At 64.5% G+C, this 12,682-nt stretch carries 13 protein-coding genes; 9 read left to right on the top strand and 4 right to left on the bottom strand.

Features of this window, described 5'->3' with window-relative positions:
- Positions 1-73: 73 nt before the first annotated feature.
- Positions 74-559, top strand: a complete 486-nt coding sequence (locus RA20_RS21140; RefSeq protein WP_039133435.1) for a MarR family winged helix-turn-helix transcriptional regulator — start codon at positions 74-76, stop codon at positions 557-559.
- Between the two features lie 129 nt (positions 560-688).
- Here the strand turns inward: RA20_RS21140 and RA20_RS21135 are convergent, their stop codons facing one another.
- Both RA20_RS21135 and nth read right to left on the bottom strand, forming a co-directional pair.
- On the bottom strand, positions 689-1,681 hold the full coding sequence (locus RA20_RS21135; RefSeq protein ID WP_039133433.1) for an adenosine kinase: 993 nt from the start codon (positions 1,679-1,681) through the stop codon (positions 689-691).
- A 60-nt stretch (positions 1,682-1,741) separates the two neighbouring features.
- A complete protein-coding gene (gene nth, locus RA20_RS21130; RefSeq protein ID WP_039133431.1) occupies positions 1,742-2,386 on the bottom strand; it encodes an endonuclease III in 645 nt (214 codons plus the stop codon).
- A 156-nt stretch (positions 2,387-2,542) separates the two neighbouring features.
- Between nth and RA20_RS21125 the strand changes: the two genes are divergently transcribed.
- From RA20_RS21125 to RA20_RS21105, 5 genes are all read left to right on the top strand, one after another.
- Positions 2,543-3,412 carry a methylated-DNA--[protein]-cysteine S-methyltransferase gene (locus tag RA20_RS21125; protein ID WP_039133429.1) on the top strand — a complete coding sequence of 290 codons (870 nt, stop codon included), beginning with the start codon at positions 2,543-2,545 and terminating at the stop codon, positions 3,410-3,412.
- 269 nt (positions 3,413-3,681) lie between these two features.
- Complete coding sequence (locus tag RA20_RS21120) at positions 3,682-4,371, top strand: helix-turn-helix transcriptional regulator (protein WP_039133426.1); 690 nt, start codon at positions 3,682-3,684, stop codon at positions 4,369-4,371.
- A gap of 127 nt (positions 4,372-4,498) precedes the next feature.
- Positions 4,499-5,158, top strand: coding sequence for an OmpA family protein (locus RA20_RS21115; RefSeq protein ID WP_039133422.1), 660 nt, complete (start codon positions 4,499-4,501; stop codon positions 5,156-5,158).
- A gap of 168 nt (positions 5,159-5,326) precedes the next feature.
- A complete protein-coding gene (locus RA20_RS21110) occupies positions 5,327-5,869 on the top strand; it encodes an NADPH-dependent FMN reductase (RefSeq protein WP_039133419.1) in 543 nt (180 codons plus the stop codon).
- 36 nt (positions 5,870-5,905) lie between these two features.
- On the top strand, positions 5,906-6,742 hold the full coding sequence (locus RA20_RS21105) for an acyl dehydratase (protein WP_039133417.1): 837 nt from the start codon (positions 5,906-5,908) through the stop codon (positions 6,740-6,742).
- A 227-nt stretch (positions 6,743-6,969) separates the two neighbouring features.
- On the opposite strand, the gene RA20_RS21100 is transcribed toward RA20_RS21105, so the two are convergent.
- Complete coding sequence (locus tag RA20_RS21100; RefSeq protein WP_039133413.1) at positions 6,970-8,010, bottom strand: NAD(P)/FAD-dependent oxidoreductase; 1,041 nt, start codon at positions 8,008-8,010, stop codon at positions 6,970-6,972.
- Between the two features lie 58 nt (positions 8,011-8,068).
- Here RA20_RS21100 and mnmD point away from each other — a divergent pair, with 58 nt between their 5' ends.
- Positions 8,069-8,737 carry a tRNA (5-methylaminomethyl-2-thiouridine)(34)-methyltransferase MnmD gene (gene mnmD, locus RA20_RS21095; RefSeq protein WP_039133410.1) on the top strand — a complete coding sequence of 223 codons (669 nt, stop codon included), beginning with the start codon at positions 8,069-8,071 and terminating at the stop codon, positions 8,735-8,737.
- Entirely contained in the window at positions 8,734-9,639 is a 906-nt protein-coding gene (locus RA20_RS21090; RefSeq protein WP_039133407.1) for a DMT family transporter, read from the top strand. Before mnmD ends, RA20_RS21090 begins: the two co-directional genes overlap by 4 nt.
- Here RA20_RS21090 and RA20_RS21085 read toward each other — a convergent pair.
- Positions 9,613-11,571, bottom strand: a complete 1,959-nt coding sequence (locus tag RA20_RS21085) for a lytic transglycosylase domain-containing protein (protein WP_039133404.1) — start codon at positions 11,569-11,571, stop codon at positions 9,613-9,615. The two genes, RA20_RS21090 and RA20_RS21085, sit on opposite strands and share 27 nt — an antisense overlap.
- A gap of 139 nt (positions 11,572-11,710) precedes the next feature.
- On the opposite strand from RA20_RS21085, the gene dapA reads away from it, so the two are divergent.
- Positions 11,711-12,583, top strand: coding sequence for a 4-hydroxy-tetrahydrodipicolinate synthase (dapA, locus tag RA20_RS21080; RefSeq protein WP_039133401.1), 873 nt, complete (start codon positions 11,711-11,713; stop codon positions 12,581-12,583).
- The last annotated feature ends 99 nt before the right edge of the window (positions 12,584-12,682 follow it).

The raw sequence follows: 12,682 nt of genomic DNA, 5'->3' as shown, positions 1-12,682 counted from the left end.
GGGTCTCCTTATCTTGATGTCGAGATAATGAGTTTAATCTTGACGTCAAGATGTTTCCGCCTAAACCGGTGATATGGACCATGTGGATTTTGTCACCCAGCAATGGGAGCGGGAGCGGCCGGACCTGGATGTCACGGCCATGGGGGTAATCGGCCGGGTTGCACGGCTGTATCTGGCCTATCAGCGCGGGATGCATGAGACCTTTGCGGAGTTCGGGTTGAACGCGGCGAAGTTCGATGTGCTGGCCACGCTGCGCCGGTCCGGCGCGCCGTATGTGCTGTCGCCGGGGGATCTGCTGAAAGCGACGATGGTGGCCTCAGGCACGATGACCAACCGGCTGGACCGGCTGGAGGCGGATGGTCTGGTCAAGCGCGAGGTGAACCCGGAGGACAGCCGCAGCTTCCTGGTCGGGCTGACGGAGGAAGGCTTTGCGCTGATTGACCGGGCGGTGACAGCCCATGTGCAAACACAGGCACAGCTGCTGGACGGGCTCAGCAGCGGGGATGTGGCAATGCTCAATTCACTGCTGAGCAAGGCTCAGGCTGCAGCAGACAGCTGAGGCGCTGCGATTGCGGCAGCCCGGCGCGGGGCGGCAAAGCCGCCCCGCGCCGGGCCCAACGGACGGGAAAGCACCGTCAGGTGCTGTTCCGGCGGGCGGGAGCGCCCTGGCGGTCTTAAACTGGCTAGCTTAAACCAGACCGGCCTCTTCCAGAAGCGCGCGCACGTTGGTTTCCGGGCGCGGGCCGATGTGGCGGATCACTTCGCCTGCGCAGATGCAGCCCATCCGGGCGCAGATTTCCATGCTGCGCCCTGTAGCCATGCCGAACAGGAAGCCCGCGGCAAACTGGTCGCCGGCCCCGGTTGCGTCGACCGGCACAATCGCCTCGACCGGCACGTCGATGCGCACGCCTTCGTTCAGCACGGTGACCCCGTCGCTGGAGCGGGTGCAGACCACAAGCGGGCAGATCGCTGCGGTCTTGGCCATCGCAGCTTCCAGGTCGCTGGTCTCAAACAGCGCGCAGATTTCGTCCTGGTTGCCGATCACAAAGTCCAGCTCGTTGCCGATCAGGTTCAGGAAATCGGTACGGTGGCGTTCGACGCAGAACGGATCCGAGATCGAAATTCCGACCCGGCCGCCGCCTTCGCGGCAGGCCCGCGCAGCTTCCAGAAAGGCGGTTTTGCCCTTGTCCTTGTCGAACAGGTAACCCTCCAGGAACATGATCTGGGCGGTGCCTGCTGCCACGGCGGGCACATCCGCCGAGCTCAGCTCCGACGACGTGCCCAGATAGGTGTTCATCGACCGCTCGCCATCGGGCGAGACAAAGATCATCGAGCGCGAGGTCGGCAGATCGTCTTCAGCAACCGGCGGGTTCACAAAGGCGACGCCCTCGTTGTTCATCGCATCGGCGTAGAATTTTCCCAGCGCATCTTCGCGCACCCGGCCGATGAAGGCGGCCTCGAGACCCAGCGCGCCGGCACCCGCGATGGTATTGGCGACCGAGCCGCCCGGGGTCAGCACCCGGTTGCCCATCGCCGCATACAGGTCTTCGCAGCGGTCGCGTTCGATCAGTTGCATGATGCCTTTTTCGATGCCCTGCTCAGCCAGAAAGCTGTCTTCGCACTGGGCAATCACGTCGACCACGGCATTGCCGATACCGACGAGCTGGTAGGTCTTGGTCATGGTCCCTCCTTGGGGATTTTCGGAGCGGCTTCAACTTGGTGAATATGCCGCGCAAATGGTTTACAGATTCTTGTCTTCATACATGCAGAGGTCGCGGATCAGGCAGCTGCCGCACATCGGCTTGCGCGCCTTGCAGTGATAACGGCCGTGCAGGATCAGCCAGTGATGGGCATGCTGCTGAAAATCCGCCGGGATATTGTCTTCCACCGCGCGTTCCACCGCATCCACATCCTTGCCCGGCGCAATTCCGGAACGGTTGCCGACCCGGAAGATATGAGTGTCCACTGCCTGGGCAGGCTGTTTCCACCACATGTTCAGCACAACGTTGGCGGTCTTGCGGCCCACTCCCGGCAGGGACTGAAGTGCGGCGCGGGAATTGGGCACCTCGCCGCCGTAATCCTCAACCAGGATCTTCGACAGCTTGATCACGTTTTTGGCCTTGTTGCGGTAGAGGCCGATTGTCTTGATGTGCTCGATCAGCTGCTCTTCGCCGAGATCCAGCATCTTTTGCGGCGTGTCCGCGATCTTGAACAGCTCGCGGGTGGCCTTGTTCACACCGGCATCGGTGGCCTGGGCTGACAGCGCCACCGCGACCACCAGCGTATAGGCGTTGACATGCTCCAGCTCGCCCTTGGGTTCAGGCTCGGCTGCCTGGAACCGCGTGAAGATCTCGCGGAGCGTATGATAATCGAGTTGCTTTGCCATGCCTGCGCTTATGTACAGGTCAGGCCTTAAAGAGCAATTGAAATTGCCGCGGGCGGGGAGGCTGCAGGAAGCTGCTGCAGGTTTACCGCAAGTTCCGGGTCGATTGCCTGGGCTGCCCGTATTACTTTGGGATGCAAGTCAGAACAGGTTGAGCCGATGAATATCGAAGCACGGGAAGACACGTATCATTATGGCGTCATGCGCCGGGCGATTGAGCTGATCGACGATGGCGGCGAAGACCTGTCCCTGGATCAGCTGGCCGCCCGTATGGACATGAGCCCCACGCATTTCCAGCGGGTGTTTTCTGCCTGGGTCGGGGTCTCCCCCAAACGCTACCAGCAGTATCTGCGGCTGGGCCATGCCAAGGCGCTTCTGCGGGAGCGGTTCACCACGCTGGAGGCCTCGCATGCGGTGGGATTGTCCGGCTCGGGCCGTCTGCACGACCTGTTTTTGCGCTGGGAAGCGATGAGCCCTGGTGAATACGCCCGCAAGGGTGACGGCCTGCGGATCTACTGGGGCTGGTTCGACAGCCCCTTTGGCCTGGCTTTGGTGATGGGCACGGAAAAGGGCATCTGCGGCCTGGCCTTTGCAGCGGAAACCGGGGCAGAGCCCGCCATGGCCGACATGCGCGCCCGCTGGCCGCAGGCGGAATTCATCGAAGATCCCACCGCGCTGCGCCCGCTGGCCGAGGCAGCCTTTGCCCAGAAGGGCGAGACTGCCTTGCACATGATCGGTGCGCCCCTGCAGATCAAGGTCTGGGAGGCGCTGCTGCGCATTCCTTCGGGCCATGTCACCACCTATTCCGAGCTGGCCCAGGCCATCGGTTCGCCCAAGGCGGTGCGCGCCGTGGGCACGGCGGTGGGGCGCAACCCGGTCAGCTGGCTGATCCCCTGCCACCGCGCCTTGCGCAAGTCCGGAGCCTTGGGCGGCTACCACTGGGGGCTGCCGGTCAAGCGCGCCATGCTTGCTTTCGAGGCGGCAAGGGATGAGGAGGCTGCGGCAGGTGATATGCGCGCCGCCGGTTGAACAGGCGCTGCAGCAGGCCCGGCCCTGACGGTTTGGCTGCTTGCTGCGCCTCATGCCGCCGGCGGGCTGCGTCCCGTTCGATCTCATGCGGTTTCGGCAGCCGGTACATGGTGTCCCAGCGGTCATGGCCCAGGGTGATCATGGTGATCCATTCATAACTCAGCATGGTAACTCTCCTTCTCTGGTAATCAGAAAAGCAGATCCCTGCTGACAGGCTGTTGTCAGTGGCCTGTGCTAGGATGTCAGCAGATTGTCACTGGAGCCTGCCCATGCCCCGCACCGGCCGCCTGTTCGAAATCATCCAGATCCTGCGCTCCGCGGCCTCTCCGGTGCGGGCTGAGGACCTTGCGGAGAAGCTGGAAGTCAGCAAGCGCACCATCTACCGCGACATAGCGGCACTGCAAGCAATGCGGACGCCGGTCGAGGGCGAGGCAGGGATCGGCTACATCCTGCGCAACGGCTACGATCTGCCGCCGCTCAACTTTGATGAGGAAGAGCTTGAGGCGCTGCATGTGGGGCTTGCGATGCTGATGCGCACCGGCGATGGCGCCATGCAGCAGGCCGCTGCGCGTGTCAGCCGCAAGATCTGCGACGTGCATGCCTCGGCGGAATGGCTGCAGGTGGCGCCCTGGGGTGCGCCGCTGGACGATCCGGAGCAGGGCTGCGTCTCCAAGGCGCTGCTGCGCCAGGCGGTGCGGGAATGCCGTAAGCTGCAGATTACCTATGTCAGCCCCGAAAGCGGCGAGACCTGCCGGACACTGCGGCCGCTGGCGCTGATCTACCATATCGAATGCACCATGCTGGCCGCCTGGTGCGAGCTGCGCGGCGGTTTCCGCCACTTCCGCACCGACCGGATGTTTGCCGCGGAACTGCAGGAGGAGCAATTCGCGGGCGAAGCCAAAACCCTGCGCAAACTGTGGATGGAGCAGGAAGGCTGGGACTTTGCTTTTGCGCCCTGACCGCAGTTTTTGCGCGGGATTTCGCCCATGTGAGGCAATCCTGCCTTGAGAAGGCGGCGCAGCACCCCGATATTCCATTGGAATGCCGGGCGCGGCCCGGATTTGAGAAAGCAGAAGGCAGTTTTTGATGATGCAGATGAAACTCACCACGGCAGGTATTGTTGCCGCAACCCTGGGCCTTAGCGCCTGTACCGATCCCGCAACCATCGGCACTCCGGGCAGCAACACCCAGCAGGGCGCGATCCTTGGCGGCATTATCGGTGCGGGTGTCGGCGCCATCGCCAATGATTCGGACCGCGGCTTGGGCGCAGTGACCGGGGCGCTGGTGGGCGCCACGGCGGGCGGCATCATCGGCAACCAGCTGGATGCGCAGGAGCGCGAGCTGCGCCAGACCCTGGCCAACGACTCGATCACCATCGTCAACACCGGCGACCGGCTGATCCTGTCGTTCCCGAATGATCTGACCTTTGCCACCGACAGCTATGCCATTGCCCCGGCAGTGCAGGGCGACCTGCGCCGGGTGGCTGACAGCCTGGTGCGCTACCCCAACAGCTCCATCCAGGTGATCGGCCACACCGACAGCGATGGCGATGCCGGATACAATCAGGGCCTGTCCGAGCGCCGTGCCAATGCGGTCGCAGATCAGATCCAGGCGGGCGGCGTGCCCTATCACCGGATCCGCATCATCGGCCGCGGAGAGGAGCAGCCCGTGGCCTCCAACCTGACGCCCGAGGGCAAGGCCCGCAACCGCCGCGTCGAAGTGGTCGTGATCCCGCAGGCAGCCTGATCCCCGGCTCTTGCGGTTTTGTCAGCCCGTCCCTTAGGGGGCGGGCTTTTTCTTTGTGCAGAGGGGTTTGTAAAGCTGCACATCGGATGCGCGCAGATCTGTGTTTCCTGGCAGGGCCGGGCTCATACATGATGGGCGGAACAGAGATGCGCACAGAAGGATTTCCCCATGACTGACCCCGTTTTGCTCACCATGTCCGGCTCGCTGCGCCGGGAAGCCACCAACCGCAAGCTGCTTGCGGAAGCGGTGCGGGTGTTTGGCCCGGCCACCGTGGCGGAGGCGGACCTGAATCTGCCGCTCTATGATGGCGATGCCGAGGCAGCGGAAGGTATCCCGCCCGCAGTGCAGGCGCTGGCGGATCAGATTGCGGCGGCAGATGCGGTGATCGTCTCGACCCCGGAATACAACAAGGGCCCGTCGGGCGTGCTGAAAAACGCGCTCGACTGGGTGAGCCGCACCGAAGGAAACCCCTGGGCGGACAAACCGGTGGCAATAATGTCGGCCGCTGCAGGCCGGGCCGGCGGCGAGCAGGCGCAGGCGCTGCTGCGCGGGTTCCTGGTGCCGTTCCAGCCAAGGCTGATCACCGGGCCGGGCGTGCATCTGGCGGGGTCAGGCAAGGAGTTTGATGAGACCGGGCGGCTGACCAGCGAGCACTACGAGGGCACGCTGACCCGGCTGATGCAGAAACTGCGCGCGGAACTGGAGCGCTGAGCTTGTCTTGCTAAGGAGGCGGGCTAAGGTGGCGGCATGAGTTTTGAAACCACCGCCTCTGCCCCCGCTGCCGGATCTGCGCAGCGCTTGACCGACATGATGGATCCGGTCCGGGCCGCTGCCTTTCAAACCGCGCTGGGGCTTGAGCCGGACATTGAAACAGGCAGCGCGCTGCCGCCGTTTTTCCACCAGCTCTACTTCTGGACGCCGCTGCCGCCCGAAGGGCTGGGACGGGATGGCCATCCGAAAGTCGGAGGTGCCGGGCTGATCCCGGACCTGGGCCTGCCGCGGCGGATGTGGGCCGGAGGACGGCTGCGGTTTGAGACGCCCTTGCGGGCCGGGGTCCCGGCTGAAAAGACGTCTGTGCTGGAGAAAGCTGAGGGCAAAGCCGGCCGCACCGGGCCGCTGGGAGTGGTGACCCTGCGCCATGAGATCCGCCAGGAAGGGCGGCTGTGCCTCAGTGAATGGCATGATCTGGTCTACCGCGAAGATCCGGACCCGGCGGCGCCGAAGCCGGTGCCGCCAGTGGCGCGCACGGATGAGACAGATGTGCGGGAGGTCTCTTTCAGCTCGACGTTGCTGTTCCGCTATTCGGCGCTGACCTTCAATGGCCACCGGATCCATTATGACCTCGACTATGCCCGCGACGTGGAGGGCTATGCCGGGCTGGTGGTGCATGGGCCGCTATTGGCGCAGCAGCTGATGCTGCTGGCGCAAGAGCTGATGGGGACATTGGCGGAGTTCTCCTTCCGGGCCACCTCGCCCTTAATGCATTTCGAAAGCGCTGTTTTATGCCGCAACGGCCTGGACCTGTGGGTGCGCGGGCCGGACGGGCGCCAGTGCATGATCGCTTCCGCCGTGCCCTGCGGCTGAAAGGGGGTACTCCCGCGCCCCAAGCTGCCCTGGCGGGCAGATAGGGGCTTGGGCGTGGCGCCGCTGCGCGGCGCAGAGTTTTCTGCTGAGAAGCGTTTGAAGAGCAGGATTGCTCTTCAAAGCGCCATTTCGATTGTGGGATGCCCTTTGCCGCCTCAAGGGTGAACCGCGCGTGCCGCGCGGCGGCGTTGCCGCCCTTGACCCGGCAAAGGGCAGGGGCGGCCCGGTCAGAGGTTGTCTTCAACCCGGAAGCCTTGAGGGATGCTGTCTTTGCCATCGAGCAGCAGGTCTGCCATCACATGCGCGGCCTTGGGCGCCATGCCAAAGCCGATCTTGAAGCCGCCGTTGGCGATAAAGTGGCCGTCGCGGCCGGGCCAGGCGCCGAGCATCGGCGCGCGTGACTTTGCGCGCGGACGCACGCCGGCCCAGCGTTCGATCACCTCGGCGCCATGCAGCACCGGGATTGCGGTGCGGGCGCGTTCGATCATGTCATCCAGCTGTGCGTCGGTTGCCTTGCCGTCCTCGAAATCGCGCTCGGAAGTGGAGCCGATGGCCAGGGTGCCGTCGGCATGCGGGATGATGTGCAGGCTGTCGGCATAGAGCTGCGGCACCTCGCCTTCTTGAAAGCGCAGGAGCGCGGCCTGGCCCTTGACGCCGCCGCCGATGGTTTTGCCGAAAGTCTCGTTCAGCTCCAGCAGGCCGGCGTAGCCTTTGGCATGCACCACCTTGCCCTGGTCCGGGGCCTCGGGCTGAATTCCGACGCCCATCACGGCCAAAGCGGACACCAGCGCGGCACAGGCCCGGCGGGGGTGCATGCGGGCGCTGAGGGTGTCGTGGATAACATAGCCGGTGGCGCTGGGCGGCACCCAGGGGCCGAGCGTGTCTGCCTTGCAGACCCGCCATTCCGCCTCATCCTTCCAGAATTCGCGGGCGGTGATTTCGCGGGCGCGGGCCAGTTCCAGCGTGCGCTCGTCGTTGATGGGCTGCAGGCGGCCGGTGCGGCCATAGCCGGGGGAGACGCCGCCGGTGGCCTCAACCTCTGCCCAGAAGCTCTCTGCCATCAGCAGGCTTTCGAGCTGGAACTGTTTCTTGGGGTTCCAGTTCTCCGGCACATGAGGCGCGAGGGCGCCGACCAGTCCGCCGCTGGAACCCGCGCCGGCACCGAACGGGTCCACCACCTGCACAGATGCGCCGCGCCGGGCACAGACCCAGGCAACCGAGAGGCCAAAGATGCCTGCGCCGCGCACCGTGATATCTGCCATTGCCATTTGCCGTTCCTTTCGCCAGTGTCGCGCCGTTCCGGACAACCGCTTAGAGGATTATAGCATGGCAGACCAGCAGGCCCGCCTCAGCTGGCGCGACGGCACTGTGCCGGTGTCGGATCAGTTCGATGATCCCTATTTCTCGATCCACGACGGGCTGGCGGAAACGGAGCATGTGTTTCTGGCGGGCAATGATCTGCCCGCGCGGTTTGCCCCGGGCTTTCATATCGCAGAGCTGGGGTTCGGCACAGGCCTCAACATGCTGGCGGCTTGGCGCGCCTGGGAAGAGGCGGGGCAGGAAGGGCCGCTGCGTTTCACCAGTTTCGAGGCCTTTCCGATGGCGCCCGCCGATATGGCCAAGGCGCTGGAGGCCTTTCCCGCAGTGGCGCCCTGGGCGGAGAGATTTCTGGCAAAATGGGAGGGCACCGGCACTTGTGATCTGGGCACCCTGCAACTGGAGGTGATCCAGGGCGACGCCCGAATGTCGCTGCCGGAGTGGACAGGGCAGGCGGATGCCTGGTTTCTGGACGGGTTCTCTCCGGCCAAGAATCCCGAATTGTGGGAAGTGGCGCTGATGGCGCAGGTGGCGGCGCATACCGCGCCGGGCGGCTCGGCAGCGACTTATACCGCGGCAGGCTTTGTGCGCCGCGGGCTGGAGGCGGCAGGATTTGAGGTGACCCGTATCCCCGGCTACGGGCGCAAGCGGCATATGACAAAGGCAACAAAGGCATGACCCAGGCAGCCCCTGCACAGACCCGGACCGGCCAGTCCCAAGCCAGCAATGTGCCGCTGGGCATCCTGCTGATGATCGGGGCGACCATTGTCTTTGCCTTGCAGGACGGGATTTCGCGGCATCTGGCGGGCACTTACAACACCTATATGGTGGTGATGATCCGCTACTGGTTTTTTGCGGGTTTTGTGGTGTTCCTGGCCATGCGCGCGCCAGGCGGCATCCGGGCCACGGCGCAGACGGATCAGCTGTGGCTGCAAATCTTCCGCGGGGTTCTGCTGGCCGGGGAAATCTGTGTAGCGGTCTATGGCTTTACCCTGCTTGGGCTGGTTGAAAGCCAGGCGGTGTTCATCTGCTATCCGCTTCTGGTGGCGGCCCTCAGCGGCCCTGTGCTGGGCGAAAGCGTCGGCTGGCGGCGCTGGGCGGCCATCGGCGTGGGGCTGATCGGCGTGCTGATCATTCTGCAGCCGGGGGCAGGCGTGTTTGATCCGGCGGCCATCATCCCCTTCATCTCGGCCCTGATGTTTGCTGTCTACGGCCTGGTGACCCGCTTTGCCGCGCGCAGGGACAGCACCGCAACCAGCTTCTTTTGGACCGGCATTGCCGGGATGGTTTTCATGACCGCTGTCGGCATGTGGTACTGGGAACCGATGAGCCAGGGCGACTGGATGTGGATGGCGCTATTGTGCGTGACCGGGGTGACCGGGCACTGGCTGCTGATCAAGTGCTACGAGGTGGCCGAGGCCGGCGCAGTGCAGCCCTTTGCCTATTTCCACCTGATCTGGGCGTCGGCGCTGGGGGTTGCCGTCTTTGGCGAGGTGATCCGCTCCAATGTGGCCATCGGAGCCGGGATCATCCTGGCGGCCGGGCTGTTCACCCTATGGCGCGAACGCGTGAAGCGTTGAGCCTCTAAGTTCCTGTGAAAACGGCACCGGCAAGGGCGTCTTGCCCAGCCGGGCCCGGTAAACCGGCAGGCTTTCGGTGACCCGCATCACGTAGTTGCGGGTCTCGTTGAAGGGGATGTGCTCGATCCAGTCAACGATATCCGGGTTGCCATCTCGCGGGTCGCCATAGCGTTCCATCCAAGCCTTGGGGCGGTGGGGGCCCGCGTTATAGCCGGCTGCCATCATCACCACATTGCCGCGGAACTCGCCCGCCAGCCCGGCCAGGTAGTTGGCACCCAGCTTGGCGTTGTAGTCCCACTCAGCGGTCAGGCGCGACGTCTTGTGATTGGCCAGAATGCCCAGCTCGGATGCCACCAGCTTGGCCGTTGCAGGCATCACCTGCATCAGCCCGCGCGCGCCTGCATGGCTGATCACCTCCGGATCGAACTCGCTCTCGCGCCGGGCGATGGCGAGGGTCATCTCCTCCGCCATCGGCAGCTGCCGCTTGGCTACGGGGTGAAGAGGGTAATAGGCGCCTTCCAGCTCCAGCCCGCGCCGCGCCGCGCGTTTGGAGATCATCACCGCCAAATGCGGCTGATCAAGTTCCACTGCCATCTGGCCCAGCTGACGCGCCTGCACCGGCGGCAGAGTCTCGACCAGATGGGTGAAGAAACGCTCGGCCAGCGCCAGCTCGCCCGCCTTCAGCAGTTCGAGACCGGCCAGGGTGACCGAGGATTTTGCGAATTCCGCCGTGCTCCAGTCAGGCAGCTGCGCGGGCCTGGTCAGAGCCGGGTCAAAAGGACGGCCTAGCTGTTCAGCGGCCAGCAGGCCGTAAAACGCGGTCTGAAACTCCGCCGCCTGTGCATAGGCTTCATGCGCCTTGTCGGCCTGACCCATCTCCGCGTAGGCGCGGCCCAGCCAATAGCCGCCGCGGCTGACCGAGATCGGGGTTTCAACTGACGCAATGAACCGCTGGAAATGCACCGCGGCCAGCTCCGGATCGCGCAGTTTGCGCAGGGCAATATACCCTGCCAGCCACTCGCAGTCGGAATATCCGTACCCGTCCTCGGGCGAAGAGAAATGATAGGCAGCCAGCTGATAGGCGCGCTCAAAATCCCTGTCGCGCATCAGCTGCCGCGCCAGGTCGCGGCGGCGGCGCAGCCATTTGCCCGGTTCGCCGAGTTTGTCGGCGCTGGTGCTGCGCTCCATCATCATAGCGATGGCGCTTGCTTGCAGCCGCTTGCGGTCGCGCCAGGCAAAGCGGTCATAGGCGAGCCCCGCCGATCCTTTCAGCCGGTCCGGCACAGCCGCAATCTTGCCATCCACCCCCGGCGCGCGCTCCTGCAGCGCAATGCGGGCCTCGGCCAGCTTGCGCTCGCCTTCGGGTACCAGCGGCAGCATCCGCTTGGAGCTGACCAGGTGATCGTCCCACAACAGCCGGTCCAGCCGGGCGGTGTGATGCGGCTTCAGCAGCTTGGCGAAGTCCCGCATGTAATCTTTCTGAATGGCGCTGCCCATCGCCATGGTGCGCCAGGCCAGCACGATTTCCGCCTCGCCGTCGCCGCGCCGCCCGGAGGCGATCAGCGCCTTGCCCAGGCTCAGCGCGCCCTCAGCTGTGCGCGGCCGCTCGTTAGTATAAAAGGCCAGGATGGTGCCTCGGCCCGCCCCGGCAATTGCTGCTTCATTCTGGCGCCGCAGATAGGCCAGGCCGGGCCAATCCGGCCGCCGCTCCAGGAACGCCACCGCATCGGCGGCCGAGCCCAAGCCGGCGCGCAGCCGGTGCCATTCGATGATGTCGCGGGATACACTTTGGTTCCGTCCGGCTTCCCGCGCGGCCTGCTGCCATTTTTCGGCCCGCATCAGCTCCAGCGCATCGCCAAGACCCCGGGCCCCGGCCGGCGGTGCCTGCAGGGCCGCCGAGATCAGCAGAATAAAGACCAGAATGCGTGTCATCTCTTGCATTTTCCAGCGGACCGGGGATAGAGGCTTGAACGTTACTCATTGGCGTGCCGGTATCAACTCAAATCCCCGGCATTCCATATCTTGACGGCGGCGGATTGCCGCCTGCACCACTAGCGAAGGGAGCGTGCCCATGTTCAAAGGCTCTATGCCAGCACTCGTCACCCCGTTTTCGAACGGCGAGCTGGATCTGGATGCGCTCAAACGCTTGGTGGAATGGCAGATTGCCGAAGGCTCCACCGGCCTGGTGCCGGTCGGCACCACCGGCGAAAGCCCGACCCTGACCCATGACGAGCACGAGCTGGTGATCGCGGAAACCGTCAAGGCAGCAGCCGGCCGGGTGCCGGTGATCGCCGGTGCGGGCTCCAACAACACCGTCGAGATGATTCGATTCGTCGAGTTTGCCGCAAAAGCCGGTGCCGACGGCGCGCTGGTTGTGACCCCCTATTACAACAAGCCGACCCAGCGCGGCATGCTGCAGCATTTTACCGCAGCCCATGACTGTGCCGATATCCCGATCATCATCTACAACATCCCGGGCCGTTCGATCGTCGACATGACGCCCGCGACCATGGGCGAGCTGGCCAAGCTGCCGCGGATTGTGGGTGTGAAGGACGCCACCGGCGACATCGCCCGCGTCAGCCAGCAGCGCGCATCCTGCGGTGCGGATTTCATCCAGCTGTCGGGCGAAGATGCCACGGCCCTGGGCTTCAACGCCCATGGCGGCGTGGGCTGCATCTCGGTAACCGCCAACGTGGCACCGAAGCTCTGCGCCGAGTTCCAGGCCGCCACCCTGGCAGGCGATTACGCAAAAGCGCTGGAGTATCAGGACAAGCTGATGCCCCTGCATGAGGCGATCTTCATCGAGCCGGGCCTGGCAGGCGCGAAATACGGTCTGTCGAAACTGGGCATGTGCAGCGAAGAGGTCCGCTCGCCGCTGACCACGCTGGAAGACAGCACCAAGGCTGCCATCGATGCTGCCATGGTGCACGCAGGCCTGCTGTAAACCGCACCAGCCTATCCAATCAGCAAGGGCGGCTTCCCAATGGAGCGCCGCCCTTTTTGCTTCTTTCTGGTCCCAAATACCCCGGGGTGAATTGCCCCG

The organism is Leisingera sp. ANG-Vp (assembly GCF_000813725.1).
Lineage (GTDB): Bacteria > Pseudomonadota > Alphaproteobacteria > Rhodobacterales > Rhodobacteraceae > Leisingera.
This window is presented reverse-complemented; position numbering and strand designations above follow the sequence as displayed.

Bases quoted from the DNA above. Each gene is read 5' to 3' on its own strand.
- RA20_RS21090 (WP_039133407.1), top strand. From the start codon at position 8,734: ATGACCCAGGCAGCCCCTGCACAGACCCGGACCGGCCAGTCCCAAGCC.
- RA20_RS21105 (WP_039133417.1), top strand. From the start codon at position 5,906: ATGAGTTTTGAAACCACCGCCTCTGCCCCCGCTGCCGGATCTGCGCAG.
- RA20_RS21100 (WP_039133413.1), bottom strand. From the start codon at position 8,010: ATGGCAATGGCAGATATCACGGTGCGCGGCGCAGGCATCTTTGGCCTC.
- RA20_RS21125 (WP_039133429.1), top strand. From the start codon at position 2,543: ATGAATATCGAAGCACGGGAAGACACGTATCATTATGGCGTCATGCGC.
- RA20_RS21120 (WP_039133426.1), top strand. From the start codon at position 3,682: ATGCCCCGCACCGGCCGCCTGTTCGAAATCATCCAGATCCTGCGCTCC.
- RA20_RS21110 (WP_039133419.1), top strand. From the start codon at position 5,327: ATGACTGACCCCGTTTTGCTCACCATGTCCGGCTCGCTGCGCCGGGAA.
- RA20_RS21135 (WP_039133433.1), bottom strand. From the start codon at position 1,681: ATGACCAAGACCTACCAGCTCGTCGGTATCGGCAATGCCGTGGTCGAC.
- mnmD (WP_039133410.1), top strand. From the start codon at position 8,069: ATGGCAGACCAGCAGGCCCGCCTCAGCTGGCGCGACGGCACTGTGCCG.
- nth (WP_039133431.1), bottom strand. From the start codon at position 2,386: ATGGCAAAGCAACTCGATTATCATACGCTCCGCGAGATCTTCACGCGG.
- RA20_RS21085 (WP_039133404.1), bottom strand. From the start codon at position 11,571: ATGACACGCATTCTGGTCTTTATTCTGCTGATCTCGGCGGCCCTGCAG.
- RA20_RS21115 (WP_039133422.1), top strand. From the start codon at position 4,499: ATGATGCAGATGAAACTCACCACGGCAGGTATTGTTGCCGCAACCCTG.
- RA20_RS21140 (WP_039133435.1), top strand. From the start codon at position 74: ATGGACCATGTGGATTTTGTCACCCAGCAATGGGAGCGGGAGCGGCCG.
- dapA (WP_039133401.1), top strand. From the start codon at position 11,711: ATGTTCAAAGGCTCTATGCCAGCACTCGTCACCCCGTTTTCGAACGGC.